The organism is Paraburkholderia sp. GAS42, from assembly GCF_050436565.1.
Taxonomy (GTDB): Bacteria; Pseudomonadota; Gammaproteobacteria; order Burkholderiales; family Burkholderiaceae; genus Paraburkholderia.
On the sequence record NZ_JBNDML010000023.1, the window covers coordinates 103,844 to 121,636 of the forward strand.

Here is a 17,793-nt window from a genome sequence, read left to right on the forward strand (position 1 = left end):
CTAAAGATCATGCAAAACGCCCCTATCAATGCTCTGTTGCCTGACGCGCTGCTGATGTTCGCAGTGGTCGTCGCGTGGCTCAACGACACGTTCTTCGGCGAGACCAGTCGCCGTACGACGTATTACATCGCCATCCTGTCGTCGGTGGTCGCCGGCGTGTGGTTTGCGATCAACGCGTTCGACCCGACGCCGCATTACTTCTTCTCGCGCATGTACGTGGTGGATCCGTTCGCCAGCGCGATGAAGGCGGTGGTGTCGCTGGGTTACGCGGTGTCGATCATCTATTCGCGCAAGTACCTCGAAGATCGCGACCTGTTCCGCGGCGACTTCTTCCTGCTCGGCATGTTCTCGCTGCTCGGCCAGCTCGTGATGATCTCGGGCAACAACTTCCTGACGCTGTACCTTGGTCTGGAACTGATGTCGCTGTCGCTGTATGCCGTGATTGCGCTGCGTCGTGATGCGGCGCAGTCGAACGAAGCGGCAATGAAGTACTACGTGCTGGGCGCGCTCGCATCGGGCTTCCTGCTGTACGGTATCTCGATGCTGTACGGCGCGACCGGTTCGCTCGAACTCGGCGAAGTGCTGAAGGCCGTGGCTTCGGGTCATATCAACGATGTCGTGCTGCTGTTCGGCGTGATCTTCATCGTGGCGGGCGTGGCGTTCAAGATGGGCGCAGTGCCGTTCCATATGTGGGTGCCGGACGTCTATCAAGGCGCACCGACTGCAATGACGCTGCTCACCGGCGGTGGCCCGAAGGTCGCGGCATTCGCGTGGGGCCTGCGCTTCCTGGTGATGGGTCTGCTGCCGCTCGCCGTCGACTGGCAGGAAATGCTGGTGATTCTCGCGGCGCTGTCGATGATCGTCGGCAACATCACGGGTATCGTCCAGCGCAACATCAAGCGGATGCTGGCTTACTCGGCGATCTCGAACATGGGCTTCGTGCTGCTCGGTCTGCTGTCGGGTGTGGTCGACGGCAAGGCGGGTGGGGCGGCTGACGCTTACGGTTCCGCGATGTTCTACAGCATCGTCTATCTCGTGACGACGCTCGGCACGTTCGGCATCGTGATGCTGCTCGCACGCCGCGATTTCGAAGCCGAAACGCTCGACGACTTCAAGGGTCTCAACCAGCGCAGCCCGATCTTCGCCTTCGTGATGATGGTGATGATGTTCTCGCTCGCCGGCATTCCGCCGACGGTCGGGTTCTACGCGAAGCTCGCCGTGCTCGAAGCGACGGTGAACGCAGGTCTGACGTGGCTCGCTGTGCTGGCCGTGGTGACGTCGCTGTTCGGCGCGTTCTACTACCTGCGTATCGTCAAGCTGATGTACTTCGACGCGCCGCAGGATACGTCGCCGATCGTCGGCGACGCCGGCAAGCGCGCGCTGCTCGCGCTGAACGGTGTCGCGGTACTGGTGCTCGGCATCGTGCCGGGTCCGCTGATGACGGTCTGCCTGCAGGCTATCCAGCACACACTGCCGCTGTAATGTCGGCAGCAGGCTGGTTTATCGTGTTGTTGGCGCTCGTGGGCGCCAACCTGCCGTTCCTGAACCAGCGGCTCTTCGCCGTCGTCCCGATGAAGTTGAAGGCGGCGAAGAAGAGCGCCTGGTTGCGAATAGCCGAAATGATCGTGCTGTATTTCGTGATCGGCGCGCTCGGCTTCATGCTCGAAGCGCGCGCCGGCAACCGCTTCGACCAGGGCTGGCAGTTCTATGCGGTCACGTTCAGTCTCTTCGTCGTGTTCGCTTTCCCTGGCTTCACCTGGCAGTACCTTCTCAAACGACGCTGACGGCGCCAGCCGTCGCGTTCCCGGCTTTTTCTGAGGTCCGCACATGGCTGAACTCCCGAACCACGACGCAAAGCTCACCGAAAAGTGCCTGGAGAGCAGGACGCTGCATGAGGGTCCGTTCCTGACGCTCAAGTGCGATACCGTCGAGTTGCCCGATGGCAAGCACGCCACGCGCGAATACGTGCAGCATCCGGGCGCCGTGATGGTGATCCCGCTCTTTGACGACGGCCGCGTGCTGATGGAAAGCCAGTTTCGCTATCCGATCGGCAAGGTGATGTACGAGTATCCGGCCGGCAAGCTGGATCCGGACGAGGGCGCGCTGGCCTGCGCAAAGCGCGAACTGGCCGAGGAAACGGGTTATACGGCGCGCGAATACGTGTACATCACACGCATCCACCCGATCATTTCGTATTCGACGGAGTTCATCGACATCTACCTCGCGCGCGGGCTCACCGCTGGCGAGCGCAAGCTGGACGATGGCGAATTCCTCGAACTCTTCACGGCGACCGTGCCGCAAGTGTCGGAGTGGGTGCGCACCGGCAAGATCACCGACGTCAAGACGATCATCGGGACGTTCTGGCTGGAGAAGGTTTTGTCGGGCGTATGGCCGACCGCCGCGCCTGAAGCGGACTGAACCGGCGGGGTACGCACACGAACATCGCATCAAACACATAACGGCGGCCCGCGAGGCCGCCGTTATCGTTTCAGCGATAGCTCCCGGCGTTTCAATCGACTCCGGCGGGGTTCGCCGCAAAGCGCTAGAATCGGCCCACGCTATCGATTGAAAGCGCGCATCGCGCCCTTAGATGAAAAGCTAAATTTTTTGCGAACGATCGTTCACAAATTTCCATTTTGCGATAAACTGGTTGCAAGCCCTGATTCCACATGAAGGTCCTCGATTTAACGTGTCCGCATGGCCATCGGTTCGAAGGCTGGTTCGCTTCCGCCGATGATTTCGAGTCGCAGTTGTCCCGCAAGCTGGTCGAATGTCCGATCTGCGGAGTGACCGAAGTGAGCCGTGTGCCGTCTGCGCCCAGGCTGAACCTGTCCGGCGCTACGGCGGCTTCCGCGCCTGCGAACGCGGTTGAATTGCAGGCGTACGCGATGCGTGCACTGCGCGAGGTACTGGAAAAGACCGAGAACGTGGGCGACCGCTTCGCCGAGGAGGCACGGCGCATTCATTACAACGAAGCGCCTGCACGCAGTATTCGTGGTGTCACGACACCCGAAGACGCGAGAGCCTTGGTCGAAGAAGGCATCGAAGTGATGTCGCTGCCGGTCCCGGCCGCCCTGAAAGAACCGCTGCAGTAACGGCGCGGTGCCTTCCTGGCGGCGGCGGTCCAGCCGCGGCCAGGAGACTTAGCGCATGAATCTGGATTATTCCCAAGCTGACGACGCATTCCGCGCCGACATCCGTTCGTGGCTCGAGGCTAACCTGCCTCACGCGCTGCGCGACAAGGTACTCAACCACAAACGTCTGAACCGCGAAGACTTCGCGAGCTGGCACAAGCTGCTCGGCACGCGCGGCTGGTCGGTGTCCGCGTGGCCGAAAGAATTCGGCGGCCCGGGCTGGGACCCGACGCAACGCCACATCTGGGACGAAGAATGTGCCCGCATCGGCGCGCCGTCGGTGCTGCCGTTCGGCGTATCGATGGTGGCGCCCGTGCTGATGAAATACGGCAGCGAGGCGCAAAAGCGCCACTACCTGCCGCGCATTCTCGACGGCACCGACTGGTGGTGTCAGGGTTACTCCGAGCCGGGCTCGGGCTCGGACCTCGCGTCGCTGCGTACACGCGCGGAGCGCGTTGGCGATCACTACGTCGTGAACGGCCAGAAAACGTGGACGACGCTCGGCCAGCACGCCGACATGATGTTCTGCCTCGTGCGCACCGATAGCGGCGCGAAGAAGCAGGAGGGCATTTCGTTCATCCTGATCGACATGAAGACGCCCGGCATCACCGTGCGTCCGATCATCACACTCGACGAAGATCACGAGGTGAACGAAGTCTTCTTCGAAGACGTGAAAGTGCCGGTCGAAAATCTCGTCGGTGATGAGAATCGCGGCTGGACGTACGCGAAGTATCTGCTTGGCCACGAGCGCACAGGTATCGCGCGTGTCGGTCAGTCGAAGCGCGAACTCGTGTTCCTGAAGCGTCTCGCGCTCAACCAGAAGAAGAATGGCAAGCCGTTGCTCCACGACCCGGTGTTCTCCGCGAAGGTCGCGAATCTGGAAATCGAAATGATGGCGCTCGAAATCACGGTGCAACGTGTCGTGAGCGCCGAGACAGGCGGACGCGGGCCCGGACCGGAAGCGTCGATGCTGAAGATCAAGGGCACCGAAGTGCAACAGGCGTTGACCGAATTGATGTTCGAAGCGGTCGGTCCGATGGCCGCGCCGTTCGATGTGCCATTCCTCGAGGGTGAGCGCGAGCACAGCATCGCGGGCGACGACGATGCAGCGCCGCTGGCGGCGTATTACTTCAATTTCCGTAAGACGTCGATCTACGGCGGTTCGAACGAGATTCAAAAGAACATCATCGCGCAGATGATTCTGGGCCTTTGAGGAGCGGCGCATGGACTTCACTTTCAACGACGAACAACAGCAATTCGCCGACGCACTGCGCCGCTATCTGGACAAGAACTACGGCTTCGAGGCACGTCAGTCGATCGTGCATACGGAAGCCGGTGTGTCGGACGCGCACTGGTCCGCTTTCACCGAACTCGGCCTGACGGCGCTGCCGGTGCCGGAAGCGCAGGGCGGCTTCGACGGCGGCACGGTCGACATGCTCGTGGTCATGCAGGAACTGGGTCGGGCGCTGGTCGTCGAGCCGTACTGGGCGACGGCCGTGGGCATCGAGGCAGTGCGCCTCGCAGGCAGCGGGCAAGGCGACGATGCTCAACTGCTCGAACGCGCCGCAGCGGGCGAGATCAAGCTCGCGGTCGCATTTCATGAGCCGGATGCGCGCTACGACATTTTCGCCGTGGAGACGACCGCGACGAAGCAGGGCGATGGCTACGCGCTAACGGGTAAAAAATCAGTCGTGCAGCACGGCGCGCAGGCGGATCACTGGATCGTGCCCGCACGACTGGACGGCGAGATCGCGCTGTTTGTGATCGATCGCAACGCACAGAACGTAAAGGTCACCGACTACCGTACGATCGACGGTCAACGCGCCGCGACGCTGTCGTTCGAAGCGACACCGGCGCGACGTCTGGCCGGCGCGCATGCGGGTGCCGCGACGCTCGAGCGTATCGCCGATTACGGCATCGTGCTGCTCTGCGCGGAAGCCGTTGGTGCGCTCGACGCGCTGAATCACGCCACCGCCGAATACACGAAGCAGCGTCAGCAGTTCGGCGTGCCGATCGCGCGCTTCCAGGCGTTGCAACATCGCATGGTCGAGATGCTGATCCACGCAGAACAGGCGCGCTCGGTCGCGTATCTCGCCGCAGTCCGCTACGCGAGCGAAGATGTCGACGAGCGTCGTCGCGCGGTGTCCGCGGCGAAGGTTCGCGTCGGGCAGGCCGCGCGTTTTGTCGGGCAGCAGGCGGTTCAACTGCACGGCGGCATGGGCGTGACCAACGAAGTCGCGGCGGCGCATCTGTTCAAGCGTCTCGCGATCATCGAAACCACGCTCGGCGACGTCGATCACCATCTCGAACGCTTCGCCGCGCTGCCCGGTTTTGCCGTCGCCGAAGTATGATCGAACGCTGATCTAACCGAACGGAGTGCCAGCATGGGTTTGAGTTTCGAAGACATGGAGGTAGGCAGGACCTTCGAAATCGGTGAACACACGTTCACGCGTGACGAGATCGTCAGGTTCGCTGAGCAATTCGATCCGCAACCATTTCACGTCAGCGACGAAGGCGCGGCTGCTTCGCCGTACGGCAGGTTGATCGCAAGCGGCTGGCACACCTGTTCGGTGATGATGGGTCTGCTCGTGCGTAACGCATTTGCGGGTTCGACATCGATGGGTTCGCCCGGAATCGACGACATTCGCTGGATCAGGCCGGTGTATGTCGGCGATACGATCCGCATGACGAACACCATCCTCGACCGGCGCGTGTCGGCGAGCAAGCCGGATCGTGGGATCGTTTCGACGCAATGGGAAGGCGTCAACCAGCACGGCGAGACAGTCATCACGGTGCGCTCGAAAGGGCTCTTCGGTCTGCGGAATCCGGGTAGCGCGTCATGACGCCCGATGACGTCACAGCCGCGGATGCCGATGCGCTGCGTTCGCTTGCCGGCAGCGACGCGCTGGTCAGCGACTGGGTCGAAATCGATCAGGCGAGCGTGGACCGTTTTGCGGCTGCGACCGGCGATCATCAGTGGATTCACGTCGATCCCGAGCGGGCGAAGCGTGAGTCGCCGTTTGGCGGACCGATCGCACGCGGGTTTATGACGCTGTCGCTGATTCCCGCGCTGCTTGAAAAGACCGTCTCGTTGAAGCAGCGCATGGGCGTCAACTATGGGCTCAATCGCGTGCGCTTTACGTCACCGGTGGTGGTTGGCTCGAAAGTGCGCGCGAACTTCCTGGTGGCCAGCGTGACGGATGTCGATGACAACGGTGTTCAGGTCATCTGGAGTGTGACGCTTGAAAAGCAGGGCAGCGAACGGCCCGTTTGCGTCGCCGAGTTCATCACGCGGCATTATTTCTAGCTTCAGCGCCTTAAAGCTACCGAAAGCAAAACGCGGTTGTCCCACACAGGCAACCGCGTTTTTCATTGCCGGCACTCAATGCTTCGCGTATTGCGTCGCGCCGAACAGTATCTCGCGCGCCTTGTCGTCGGTCAGTTCCTTTCGCGCCGACGCCAGCACTTCCACGCCACGCATCACCGCCGGACGCGCGGCGATTTCTTCGTGCCAGCGTTTCACATTCGGGAAGTCGTCGAGTTCGACGCCCTGGTTTTTCCATGAGCGCGTCCACGGGAACGATGCGATGTCCGCGATCGTATAGTCGTTGCCCGCCAGATAAGCCGTCTTGCCGAGCTGTGTATCCATCACGCCGTACAGACGCCGCGTCTCATTCGTATAGCGGTTGATCGCGTATTCGATCGTCTCCGGCGCGTAGAGGCGAAAGTGGTGCGCCTGGCCGAGCATCGGGCCAATGCCGCCCATCTGGAACATCAGCCATTGCAGCGTCGTGTAGCGGGTGGCCGGGTCCGTCGGCAGGAACTTGCCGGTCTTCTCGGCCAGATAAATCAGGATCGCGCCGGATTCGAATAGCGAAAACGGCTTGCCGTCAGCGGACTTTGGACCGTCGGGATCCACCATCGCGGGAATCTTGTTGTTCGGACTGATCGCGAGGAATTCGGGCGTGAACTGGTCGCCGGCGCCGATGTTGATCGGGTGCACCGTGTACGGGAGGCCGGTTTCCTCCAGCATGATGTGGATCTTGTGGCCGTTCGGGGTCGCCCAGCTGTAGACATCGATCATCGTGACTCCTGGTTTTCATGAGCGCAGCGCCGCGCGATGCAACTTGCGACGCCGCAACATTGAGGCAGGCGAAAATTAGAGCACAGATCGAATGTTGATGCAGGGCGTGGCTCAGGCCACGCCGCTGCATCGCGTGAATCACACTGTAGTCACGAATGTTTCGTTGCAGCCACGTCGCTCGATGTTTCCGCATGGCGCGACAGTTCGAGTTTCGCGATCGCGTTGCGATGCACTTCATCGGGACCGTCAGCGAAACGCAGCGTGCGCGCCGACGTGTACGCATAGGCGAGCGGGAAATCGTCACTCATGCCGGCCGCGCCGTGCGCCTGCATGGCCCAGTCGATCACCTGACACGCCATGTTCGGCGCGACGACCTTGATCATCGCGATCTCGCCGCGTGCGCCCTTGTTGCCGACGGTGTCCATCATGTATGCCGTCTTCAGCGTGAGGAGACGCGCCTGTTCGATCATGCAGCGTGCTTCGGCGATACGCTCCAGCGTCACGCCTTGCGCCGCGACAGGTTTGCCGAACGCAACGCGTTGCAGCGAACGCTTCGACATCAGTTCGAGCGCACGTTCCGCAAGACCGATCAGCCGCATGCAGTGGTGAATGCGTCCCGGCCCAAGCCGGCCTTGAGCGATCTCGAAGCCGCGACCTTCGCCCAGCAGCAGGTTCGACGCCGGCACGCGCACGTTTTCCAGCGTGATTTCCATGTGACCGTGCGGCGCGTCGTCATAGCCGAATACCGTCAGCGGACGATGCACGGTAATGCCGCTCGCGTCGGAGGGAACCAGGATCATCGACTGCTGCTGATGACGCGGCGCTTCGGGATCGGTCTTGCCCATCACGATATAAACCTTGCAGCGCGGATCGCCCGCACCCGACGACCACCACTTGCGCCCATTGATAATGTAGTCGTCGCCATCACGCACGATGCTGGTCTGGATGTTCGTCGCATCCGACGATGCTACCGCCGGCTCCGTCATCAGGAACGCCGAACGGATATGGCCCTGCAGCAGCGGCTCAAGCCATTCGCGTTTGTTTTCCTCGCTGCCGTAGCGCTCGATGGTTTCCATGTTGCCGGTATCGGGCGCGTTGCAGTTGAACACTTCCGGCGCCCAGGGCACGCGTCCCATGATCTCGCAGAGCGGCGCGTATTCCAGATTCGTCAGACCCGCTCCGCGCGCCGAGTCCGGCAGGAACAGATTCCACAGGCCCGCATCGCGCGCTTTCTGCTTGAGACTTTCGATCAGCTCAGTCGGAATCCAGGCATTGCCGTTCTGGCGGTTCTGCGCAATCTCTTCGGCAAACGCGCGCTCATTCGGATAGATGTGTTCGTCGAAGAAGGCGAGCAACTTCTCGCGCAGCGCCTGAACCTTCGGGGTGTAATCGAAATTCATGTATGACCTCGCGGGTAGATAAGCAGTTGTTCGGGGCTGCAGCGCCTTAGCGGACCTTTTGCGCGTAGCGCCACGCGAGTTCCGCCATCGGCTTCGCACGACGACCGGCATCAATTGCCTGCGCGCTCGCGGCGGTGCCATCGACGACGCGCTTCATGATCCCCTGCAGGATCGCCGCGATGCGGAACATGTTGTACGCCAGATAGAAGTTCCAGTCGCCCTGGATTTCGAAGCCGGTGCGCGCGCAATAACGCGCGACGTAGTGCGCTTCGTCCGGAATGCCGAGCGCGGCCCAGTCGAGGCCCGCGATACCGCGAAACTGTGTGGGATCGACGTGCCACGCCATGCAGTGATACGCGAAATCGGCGAGCGGATCGCCGAGCGTCGACAGTTCCCAGTCGAGCACAGCAAGCACTCGCGGCTCGTGCGGATGAAAGATGAGGTTGTCGAGCCGGTAATCGCCATGCACGACCGACGCACGCTCACCCGTTTCAGCGGGCATATGCAGCGGCAGCCATTCGATGAGGCGATTCATCGCGTCGATCGGTTCGGTTTCGGACGCGACGTACTGCTTGCTCCAGCGGCCGATCTGTCGCGCGAAGTAATTGCCCGGCTTGCCGTAACCGGCGAGTCCAGCCGCTGCGGGATCGACACGATGCAAAGCGGCGATCACGCGATTCATTTCGTCGTAGATCGCCCGGCGCTCGTCGGGCGTCATGCCGGGCAGCGACGGGTCCCACAGCACGCGCCCCTGGACGAATTCCATCACGTAGAACGCGCGTCCCGTCACGCTTTCGTCTTCGCAGAGCGCGAGCATTTTCGCGACTGGCACGTCGGTGTCGGCGAGCGCGTGCATCACGCGATATTCGCGTTCCACCGCATGCGCCGACGGCAACAGTTTTGCCGCGGGCGCAGGCTTCGCGCGCATCACATACGAGCGGGAGGGCGTGACGAGTTTGAAGGTGGGATTGGACTGGCCGCCGGCAAACTGCTCGACGGTGAGCGGCCCTGCGAAGCCTTCGACATGTTGCGCAAGCCACGCGCCAAGTGCCCCGGCGTCGAAGCGCTGTTGGTCAGCGACGGGCCGTGTGCCTTCGAATGCCGAGTAGTCCGGCGTGTGTTCCGATTCTCCTGCGGGGCCGGCTTGCACCATTGTCTCCTCCAGATCGGGTTCAGCTACGCTTGTATTGAATGAATTGTGCGTAGAGCAGTTCCATCGTCGTGTTCCGCACGTCGCGATGGAGCGGCGAGGGCGGCGAATAGTTGATCGCGCGCAGCACCCAGTCGCGCGGCGCGGCGCCGACATCGAGCGCATTGATGCAGCCGGTCGCCTGCGCCAGATGGCCGAAGAACGTGCGGCCGCCCGCCGTGATCGCGTGCGAGAGAATGGCGCGGTTCACGCCGCCATGCAGCACGAGGAGGACGGTGTCCCACGACGTGTCGTCGCGCAACGCCGCGAGCGCCGGCAGCACGCGGTCGAACAGTTCGCCGATCGTTTCGCCGCCAAGAAAATGCGTGTCTTCGGAGACGATGCCATCGAACGCGTTCAGAAACGCTGCTTCGAGATCTTCAGCGGGAATGCTGCCGAGCCGCCCGCCGCGAATTTCCTGCAACGCGGGCTCGATTTCGAGCTCGATCTGCTGACCGGTTTCGGCGAGCACGCGCTGCGCGGTTTCGACTGTGCGCGGCAGGCCGCTTACGATCACCCGATCGAAGCGAACCTGCTCCTGCGCGAACACGCGGCCCGCAGCGCTCGCCTGTTCGCGACCATTCTCGTTGAGCGGCACGGTTTCCGGATCGATCGCGCGACCGGAGGCATCGAAGTATGTGACATCGCCATGTCGCATCAGATAGATTCGGCGACGCTTCGGCAACTCAAAGGTGACGTTGTGCGGTTCGCTCATTTGTAGACTGGTGTGCGTTTTTCGAGGAACGCGGTGATGCCTTCGAGTGCGTCGCCCTGATGCAGCGCGGAGACGAAGCTGTCGCGTTCGGCGGCGAGATGATCGGAGAGCGGTTGCGTGCCCGCTGCACCGATCAGCGATTTGATGCGTGTAATCGAATAGGGAGAAATCTTGCCAAGATCGTCGGCCCACGCGAGCGCTGTATCGCGTACAGCGCCTGCTTTTGCCAGCTTGTTCACCACACCCAGTTCGTGCAGACGCGTTGCGACGACCGGCTTGCCTTCGAACAGCACTTCGGCCGCGAGCTGGCGCGGCAATGCCTGCGCGAGAAACCACGAGCCGCCGCCGTCCGGCGTCAGGCCAACGCGCGCATACGACATCACGAACTTCGCGTCATCGGCGGCGACGATCAGGTCACAGGCGAGCGCGAGCGAAAACCCCGCGCCGGCCGCCGCGCCTTCGACGGCTGCGATCACCGGTTTCGTCGATGAACGCAATGCGGCGATCCATTCGCCAAGCAAATCGATGTTTTGCGCCTGCACCGAAGGGTCTTTCGCGCGATTTTCGAGCAGCCGGTTCAGGTTGCCGCCCGCGCAGAAGAACTGGTCCGCGCCGGTCAGCACGATTGCGCGGATCGACGGGTCGCGCTCGGCCGTGTCGATCGCTTCGATGCCGGCCGCGTACATGTCCGGATGCAGCGCGTTGCGTGCGCCTGGATTCGACAGCGTGAGGACAAGCGTCGATTCGCTTTCGGCCGGGCGAGAGGTGAGAAGTTCGGCGCTCATCGCGGGTCCTTTGCATGGGTGTCGGCATTGGCGTTTGCCTCGGCCGCGTCGGTTTGCGTCAGCGAAAGGCCGAGTTGTGCGCGTCGCGCGAGCCACGGCGACGGACGGTAACGCGGATCTTCCAGCACGCTGAAGATATTGCGCAGGATCGTGAGAATCGTCTTCGCGCCGAGCGCGTCGCCGAGTGCGAGCGGTCCACGCGGATAACCGAGGCCGAGCGTGACGGCCAGGTCGATATCGAGCGGCGACGCGATCTGTTTCTGCGCGATATCGCAACCGATGTTGACGATGGTCGCGACCACGCGTTGCGCGACGAAGCCGGTCGAATCGCGGATCACGGTGACGGGTACGTTGCCGGATGCGAAGAGCGCGTGACCGGCGTCGCGCGAGGCGCGCGTGGTCGCGGGCGTTGTCATCAGCGTGCGGCGTTGTGCGCCGGCCAGCGGGAACAGCGCATCGATAGCGACGACGCGGCTTGCATCGAGATTCTCGTCGACGGCGGCCGTGGTCGCATCGTGGCCAAAAGGCGTGACGACGATCAGCGAATCTGCTGCGGGCGTTGCGCCTTCGTCGAGGGCGACGCCGCTTTCAGCGACGATCTGCAGCACGGCTTCGCGCGCTTCCGGATAGCGTCGGCTGACCCACACGCGTTTCGGCAATTCCGTCGGCGCCGCAGCTTCGGCTTCGACCTGCTGCTTGCCGTCTACATATTGATAAAACCCTTCGCCGGTCTTGCGTCCGATCAATCCGCCCGCGAGCCGCGTGCCGGTAATCGGTGACGGCGTGAAGCGCGGTTCTTCATAGAACTGGTGATAGATCGACTCCATCACCGGATGCGACACGTCGAGCGCCGTCAGGTCGAGCAGCTCGAAGGGTCCGAGGCGGAAGCCCGCCTGCTCGCGCATGATCCGGTCGATATCGACAAAACTCGCGACGCCTTCACCCGCCACGCGCAGGCCTTCGGTATTCATCCCGCGGCCGGCGTGATTGACGATGAAGCCCGGCATGTCCTTCGCGCGCACCGGCGTGTGGCCCATGCGGCGCGCCAGATCCATCAGCGCATCGCCGGCGGCCGGATCGCTGCGCAGGCCATCGATCACTTCGACGACCTTCATCAGCGGCACCGGATTGAAGAAGTGATAGCCGACAACACGCGACGGATCCTGGCAGCCTGCCGCAATCGACGTGATCGACAGTGACGACGTGTTCGACGCCAGCACGCAATTCCCGCCGACGACGGTTTCGAGTTCACGAAAGAGGGTGCGTTTGACGTCGAGCTTTTCGACGATCGCCTCGACGACGAGGTCGCAACCCGCAAGGTCTGCGATCGCCGCCGCGCCGGTCACGCATGCGAGCGCCGCGTGAGCTCGGGCCGGTTCAAGCTTGCCTTTAGCGGTGAGTTTTGCGAACGTGTCGGCAAGGTAGTCGCGCGCCGCGCCGACGGCTTCCGGATTCGTGTCGAAGAGACGCACGTTGATGCCCGAGAGCGCCGCGATCTGTGCGATGCCGCGACCCATTGCGCCTGTGCCGACGACGCCGATCGTTTCGATGCTGAACTGACGAGAGGTCATGGTAAGGCTCGACTCCATGGTAGTTTTTAGAATAGCACGATCGTGCAAATTTTGAGATGATGGGTTAACACGGACAGCGCGATCTTCGGCCACACGCGAAGCGTTGTCCCATCACCAGACAGAACAGGCCGGAAGGAGACTCCTGATGATCAAGCTGTGCGGTTTCGCGTTGTCCAACTACTACAATAAGGTGAAATTCGTTCTGCTCGAGCACGACATTCCTTTCGAGGAAGTGCTGGTGGTGCCGAGCCAGGATGAAGCATTGCTCGTGCATTCGCCGCTCGGCAAGGTGCCGTTTATCCAGACCGAGTACGGCGATCTGTGCGAGTCGCAGGCGATCGTCGAATATGTGGCCGCGCGCTATCCGGAAAAGGCAATTTTCTCTGCTGATCCGTGGATTGCCGCAAAAGAGCGCGAGATGATCTTCTTCGTCGACGTGCATCTCGAACTGACTGCGCGCAATCTGTACAAGCAGGCGTTCTTCGGCGGCACGATCACCGACGCGACCAGGGGGCGCGTCGAAAAACTGCTGAACCATCATATCAGCGGCTTCAAACGGCTCGCGAAGTTCACGCCGTATCTGCACGGCGAGCGATTCAGCGTCGCCGACGCGGCGGGTTTCGTCAATCTGCCGCTCGTGGGCATGGCCACGCAGGCGATCTACGGCCGCGACTTTCTGCTCGACGCCGGTATCGACTGGAAAGCGTATGTGAAGGCGATCAACGAACGGCCGGCCGCGCAACGCGTGACGGCTGACCGCAAGGCCCACGTCGAGGCGCAGCGCAAAAAGGCGTGATCGGTGTGGACGTGAACGCGAGGTCGCTCGCGAGGCGCGATGCGTCGGTGTAAAACACGCGCGCGACGATGAGGAGCACATTTCCGTTCGCATCGTCGCGCGCGCCGGATCAGAGACGCGCCAGCCGTTCGAGGGCTGTCGCGAGCGTGCTTTCCTGCTTCGCGAAGCAGAAGCGCACGACGCCCGATTCGTGCGACTCGTGATAGAACGCCGACACGGGAATCGCCGCCACGCCGATTTCGCCGGTCAGCCACTGCGCGAAATCGGCTTCGGGCAGATCGCTGATCGCCGAGTAATCGACGCACTGGAAATAGGTGCCTTCGCAGGGCAATAACTTGAAGCGTGAATTCGCGAGGCCCGCGCGGAAGAAGTCGCGCTTCTTCTGATAGAACGCGGGCAGTTCGAGATACGGCGTCGGGTCCTGCATGTAGTGCGCGAGGCCGAGCTGCATCGGCGTGTTCACAGTGAACACGTTGAACTGATGCACCTTGCGGAATTCCGTTGTCAACGCGGCGGGCGCGGCGACATAGCCGACCTTCCAGCCCGTCACGTGATACGTCTTGCCAAAGCTCGACACGACGAAGCTGCGCTGCGCCAGCTCCGGATAACGCGCCACGCTTTCGTGCGGGGCGCCGTCATAGACCATGTGTTCGTAGACCTCGTCCGACAGGATCAGCACGTTGGTGCCGCGCACGATCTCTTCGAGCTTCTTCATGTCCTCGGCGCGCCACACGGTGCCCGTCGGATTGTGCGGCGTGTTGATCAGCAGCAGCCGGGTTTTCGGCGTGATCGCGGCGGCGAGTTTATCGAACGGAATCGCGTAGTCGGGCGCGTCGAGCGTGACGAACACCGGCTTGCCGCCCGCCAGTTCGATCGACGGCAGATAGCTGTCGTACGTCGGTTCGACGACGATCACTTCGTCGCCTGGGTGGACCGTGCACAGGATCGCGGTCAAGAGTGCCTGCGTCGCGCCGGCAGTTACCGTGATTTCGCTGTCGGCGTCGTAGCGGCGGCCGTACAGATTCGCGATCTTGTCCGAGATCGCCTGACGTAACGGCGCGAGGCCGGCCATCGGCGGATACTGGTTGTGACCGTCGCGCATCGCGTCGGCCACCGCATCCACTATGCGCGGATCGCAACTGAAATCCGGAAAGCCCTGGCCGAGGTTCACCGCGCCTTTCTGCGCGGCGAGCGCGCTCATCACGGTGAAGATCGTCGTGCCGACGTTCGGCAGACGGGACGGGAAGGTCGGAGTCGTGGGCGTGTCGTGCGGTGAATTCATGGCGCTGTCCGGAGCGTGAGCGAGGGTCTCGGTTTGATTGCGGGGAACAGGAGGCGTTGCGTTGATCAGGCGGCCGAAGCCGCTTCGGTGGATGTCTCAGCCGATGTCGCGAGACATGCGGCGACGAACGGCGCGGGTTGCGCGATCTGGAAACCGAAATCGCGCGCGATGCGTTTCGCCATCTTGAGCAGCGCGCGATCCTTCGACACCAGCCAGTCGGCCTGTGCGGCGTGCGCGAGTTCGAGAAACTTCTGGTCGTCGCGATCCTTGCATTTCGGCAGCGGCCGCGCGTCTTCGGCGGGCGCGGGCGGCGTGACAGGCTGCGACAGACGCGCGACCGTTTCGAGCGCCGCGGCCTTGTCGATCTCGCGCCGGGCGAACTGCGGATAATCGAGCACGTACGTCAATTCGGCGAGGCAGCGAGCGTCGATCAGCGCCGTCAACGCGCCATGTTCAAGCGCCGCGCGGATCGGGCGGGTATGGGGGTCGTCGAACACGAGGATATCGATCCATACGTTCGAATCGAGCACCACCTGGAGGACATCGCGGCGCGCACCGCGCGAGGCATCGGAACCGTGCATTCGTTACAATCGTGCTTTCGTCTTTGACCGTCAGGCACGGCGTGCCTGTAAGCCTCTATGATAATCGTTCTGTCGCCGGCCAAATCGCTCGACTACGAAACACCCCCGCACGTCAAGAAACACACGATCCCCGATTTTGTCGATGACGCCGCCGAACTGATCGGCGGATTGCGGCGTCTGTCGCCGCAGCAGATCGCCACCTTGATGGACATCTCCGATCCGCTCGCACATCTGAACTTCCAGCGTTACGCCGACTGGTCCGCGAAATTCGACACACGTAATGCGAAGCAGGCCGTGCTCGCGTTCAACGGCGACGTATATGAAGGTTTCGACGCGAAATCGCTGTCCGCCGCCGATCTCGACCATGCGCAGAAACATGTGCGTGTGCTGTCGGGGCTGTATGGGCTGCTGCGTCCGCTGGATCTTTTGCAGCCGTATCGTCTGGAGATGGGCACGCGCTTCGAGAACGCGCGTGGCAAGGATCTGTACGCATTCTGGGGCGAGCGCATCACGCAGGCCCTGAACGCCCAGCTGAAGAAGAACGCGGACGCGGCGCGGATCCTGGTGAATTGCGCGTCGAACGAGTACTTCAGGTCGGTGAAGCCGAAGCTGCTCGACGCGCCCGTGATCACCCCCGTGTTCGAGGACTGGAAGGGCGGCCGCTACAAGATCATCAGTTTTCACGCGAAACGCGCGCGCGGCCTGATGGCGCGTTACGCGGTGGAGAATCGCCTCGACGCGCCCGAAGCGTTGAAGGGCTTCGACGCGGAAGGCTACGCGTTCGATCCCGATGCTTCGAATGATTCCACTTACGTATTTCGCCGGCGCATCGCCGGGTAAGTCGCGACCCCACACACACCACATACACCAGGTACCTCACGTACCACAGGCAGGCCAACACCATGACGATTTCGATCACAAGCAACTTCGACGCAGGCGCAATCGAGGTCGTGTCCTGCGAACAGGCTGACAACATCCGCCTGCGCGTGCGACGCGACAGTCACGCTGAGTTCGCGCAATGGTTCTACTTCCGGCTATCGGGTGCCGCGGGCGAGCGCTGCGTGATGACCTTCGAGAACGCGCACGAATGCGCATTCGCCGAAGGCTGGCGCGGCTATAACGCGATGGCGAGCTACGACCGTGTGAACTGGTTTCGGGTGCCGGCTTCGTACGACGGCCGCGTGCTGACCATCGACCACACGCCCGACTTCGACAGCATTCACTACGCGTATTTCGAGCCGTATGGCGAAGAGCGCCATTCCGAGTTTCTCGGCGCGGTCCAGCAGATGCCGCACGCGACGCTCACGGACCTGGGCAAGACAGTCGAAGGCCGGCCAATGTCGCTGCTCACGCTCGGCACGCCCGATATGGCCGAAGACGGCACGTCGAAGCCGAAGAAGAAAATCTGGATCATCGCGCGCCAGCATCCGGGCGAGACGATGGCGGAGTGGTTCGTCGAAGGCATGGTGAAACGTCTGGCAGGGTGGGGCGACTGGGCGGGCGATCCGGTCGCGCGCAGGCTCTACGATCACGCGGTGTTCCATATCGTGCCGAACATGAATCCGGATGGCAGCGCGCACGGCAATCTGCGCACGAATGCCGCGGGCGCGAACCTGAACCGCGAATGGATGGAGCCGGACGCGGCACGCAGTCCCGAAGTGCTGCTCGTGCGCGATGCGATCCATGCGACCGGCTGCGACCTGTTCTTCGACATCCACGGCGACGAAGCGCTGCCGTACGTGTTTGTCGCGGGCTCGGAGATGCTGCCGGGTTTCACGGAGAAGCAGGGTGAGGAACAGAAGGCCTTTATCGAAGCGTTCAAACAGGCCAGTCCGGATTTCCAGGACAAATACGGCTACGAGTCGAGCAAGTACCGGCAGGACGCGCTGAAGCTCGCGTCGAAGTACATCGGCAATGAATTCGGTTGCCTGTCGCTGACGCTGGAGATGCCGTTCAAGGACAATGCTAACCTGCCCGATGAGCGCGTGGGCTGGAATGGAGAGCGCAGCGCTTCGCTGGGCGCGGCGATGCTCAACGCGATTTTGAGGCACGTCGAGACGTTTGCCTGACGACGACGGGAGAGGTGACGTTGTAGTCGGGGAGTAGCGGGGTGAGGCACGGCGGGTCAGGTTGGCCCGGTCGCGCCGGTGGAGGTTGTGCGGGTTGTGCGGGTTGTGCGGGTTGTGCGGGTTGTGCGGGTTGTGCGGGTTGTGCGGGTTGTGCGGGTTGTGCGGGTTGTGCGGGTTGTGCGGGTTG

At 62.4% G+C, this 17,793-nt stretch carries 19 protein-coding genes; 11 read left to right on the top strand and 8 right to left on the bottom strand.

The features are described 5' to 3' along the window. Positions 1 to 9 precede the first annotated feature (9 nt). The 8 genes from nuoN (at position 10) to P3T16_RS28260 (ending at position 6,441) form a co-directional block, all read left to right on the top strand. The gene (nuoN, locus tag P3T16_RS28225; RefSeq protein WP_429258007.1) at positions 10 to 1,482 is read left to right on the top strand and encodes an NADH-quinone oxidoreductase subunit NuoN; all 1,473 of its coding nucleotides are present in this window, start codon (positions 10 to 12) and stop codon (positions 1,480 to 1,482) included. Continuing rightward, on the top strand, positions 1,482 to 1,784 hold the full coding sequence (locus P3T16_RS28230) for a DUF2818 family protein (RefSeq protein WP_429258008.1): 303 nt from the start codon (positions 1,482 to 1,484) through the stop codon (positions 1,782 to 1,784). Before nuoN ends, P3T16_RS28230 begins: the two co-directional genes overlap by 1 nt. Positions 1,785 to 1,827: 43 nt before the next feature. Next, a complete protein-coding gene (locus P3T16_RS28235; RefSeq protein ID WP_429258009.1) occupies positions 1,828 to 2,418 on the top strand; it encodes an NUDIX domain-containing protein in 591 nt (196 codons plus the stop codon). A gap of 251 nt (positions 2,419 to 2,669) precedes the next feature. Next, positions 2,670 to 3,095 (top strand): DUF1178 family protein, encoded by a 426-nt coding sequence (locus tag P3T16_RS28240; protein ID WP_429258010.1) that lies wholly within the window; start codon positions 2,670 to 2,672, stop codon positions 3,093 to 3,095. A 55-nt stretch (positions 3,096 to 3,150) separates the two neighbouring features. Then, a complete protein-coding gene (locus P3T16_RS28245; protein ID WP_429258011.1) occupies positions 3,151 to 4,347 on the top strand; it encodes an acyl-CoA dehydrogenase family protein in 1,197 nt (398 codons plus the stop codon). A gap of 10 nt (positions 4,348 to 4,357) precedes the next feature. Then, positions 4,358 to 5,485, top strand: coding sequence for an acyl-CoA dehydrogenase family protein (locus P3T16_RS28250; RefSeq protein WP_429344787.1), 1,128 nt, complete (start codon positions 4,358 to 4,360; stop codon positions 5,483 to 5,485). A gap of 33 nt (positions 5,486 to 5,518) precedes the next feature. Further along, positions 5,519 to 5,977: a MaoC family dehydratase gene (locus tag P3T16_RS28255; RefSeq protein WP_429344788.1), complete on the top strand. Its 459-nt coding sequence runs from the start codon at positions 5,519 to 5,521 to the stop codon at positions 5,975 to 5,977. Beyond that, positions 5,974 to 6,441 (top strand): MaoC family dehydratase, encoded by a 468-nt coding sequence (locus tag P3T16_RS28260; RefSeq protein ID WP_429344789.1) that lies wholly within the window; start codon positions 5,974 to 5,976, stop codon positions 6,439 to 6,441. The genes P3T16_RS28255 and P3T16_RS28260 overlap by 4 nt, the downstream gene beginning before the upstream one ends. Positions 6,442 to 6,516: 75 nt before the next feature. Here the strand turns inward: P3T16_RS28260 and P3T16_RS28265 are convergent, their stop codons facing one another. The 6 genes from P3T16_RS28265 to P3T16_RS28290 all read right to left on the bottom strand — a co-directional run bounded on the left by P3T16_RS28265 (position 6,517) and on the right by P3T16_RS28290 (position 12,878). Continuing rightward, positions 6,517 to 7,218: a glutathione binding-like protein gene (locus tag P3T16_RS28265; RefSeq protein ID WP_429258015.1), complete on the bottom strand. Its 702-nt coding sequence runs from the start codon at positions 7,216 to 7,218 to the stop codon at positions 6,517 to 6,519. Positions 7,219 to 7,367: 149 nt separating this feature from the next. Next, positions 7,368 to 8,618: an acyl-CoA dehydrogenase family protein gene (locus P3T16_RS28270; RefSeq protein WP_429258016.1), complete on the bottom strand. Its 1,251-nt coding sequence runs from the start codon at positions 8,616 to 8,618 to the stop codon at positions 7,368 to 7,370. 46 nt (positions 8,619 to 8,664) lie between these two features. Further along, positions 8,665 to 9,771 (bottom strand): phosphotransferase, encoded by a 1,107-nt coding sequence (locus P3T16_RS28275; RefSeq protein ID WP_429344790.1) that lies wholly within the window; start codon positions 9,769 to 9,771, stop codon positions 8,665 to 8,667. Positions 9,772 to 9,790: 19 nt separating this feature from the next. Then, positions 9,791 to 10,522 (bottom strand): histidine phosphatase family protein, encoded by a 732-nt coding sequence (locus tag P3T16_RS28280; RefSeq protein WP_429344791.1) that lies wholly within the window; start codon positions 10,520 to 10,522, stop codon positions 9,791 to 9,793. Beyond that, positions 10,519 to 11,307: an oxepin-CoA hydrolase, alternative type gene (locus P3T16_RS28285; RefSeq protein WP_429344792.1), complete on the bottom strand. Its 789-nt coding sequence runs from the start codon at positions 11,305 to 11,307 to the stop codon at positions 10,519 to 10,521. The genes P3T16_RS28280 and P3T16_RS28285 overlap by 4 nt, the downstream gene beginning before the upstream one ends. Beyond that, the gene (locus P3T16_RS28290; RefSeq protein WP_429344793.1) at positions 11,304 to 12,878 is read right to left on the bottom strand and encodes a 3-hydroxyacyl-CoA dehydrogenase; all 1,575 of its coding nucleotides are present in this window, start codon (positions 12,876 to 12,878) and stop codon (positions 11,304 to 11,306) included. Before P3T16_RS28290 ends, P3T16_RS28285 begins: the two co-directional genes overlap by 4 nt. Positions 12,879 to 13,023: 145 nt before the next feature. Between P3T16_RS28290 and P3T16_RS28295 the strand changes: the two genes are divergently transcribed. Further along, the gene (locus P3T16_RS28295) at positions 13,024 to 13,674 is read left to right on the top strand and encodes a glutathione S-transferase family protein (RefSeq protein WP_429344794.1); all 651 of its coding nucleotides are present in this window, start codon (positions 13,024 to 13,026) and stop codon (positions 13,672 to 13,674) included. Positions 13,675 to 13,783: 109 nt separating this feature from the next. Here P3T16_RS28295 and P3T16_RS28300 read toward each other — a convergent pair whose 3' ends face one another. Together P3T16_RS28300 and P3T16_RS28305 are read right to left on the bottom strand one after the other, a co-directional pair. Then, positions 13,784 to 14,956 (bottom strand): pyridoxal phosphate-dependent aminotransferase, encoded by a 1,173-nt coding sequence (locus P3T16_RS28300; RefSeq protein ID WP_429344795.1) that lies wholly within the window; start codon positions 14,954 to 14,956, stop codon positions 13,784 to 13,786. 65 nt (positions 14,957 to 15,021) lie between these two features. Next, positions 15,022 to 15,537 carry a putative toxin-antitoxin system toxin component, PIN family gene (locus P3T16_RS28305; RefSeq protein WP_429344796.1) on the bottom strand — a complete coding sequence of 172 codons (516 nt, stop codon included), beginning with the start codon at positions 15,535 to 15,537 and terminating at the stop codon, positions 15,022 to 15,024. Between the two features lie 57 nt (positions 15,538 to 15,594). Between P3T16_RS28305 and yaaA the strand changes: the two genes are divergently transcribed. Next, positions 15,595 to 16,377, top strand: a complete 783-nt coding sequence (gene yaaA, locus P3T16_RS28310; protein WP_429258024.1) for a peroxide stress protein YaaA — start codon at positions 15,595 to 15,597, stop codon at positions 16,375 to 16,377. A 62-nt stretch (positions 16,378 to 16,439) separates the two neighbouring features. Next, positions 16,440 to 17,606: a M14 family metallopeptidase gene (locus P3T16_RS28315; protein WP_429344797.1), complete on the top strand. Its 1,167-nt coding sequence runs from the start codon at positions 16,440 to 16,442 to the stop codon at positions 17,604 to 17,606. The last annotated feature ends 187 nt before the right edge of the window (positions 17,607 to 17,793 follow it).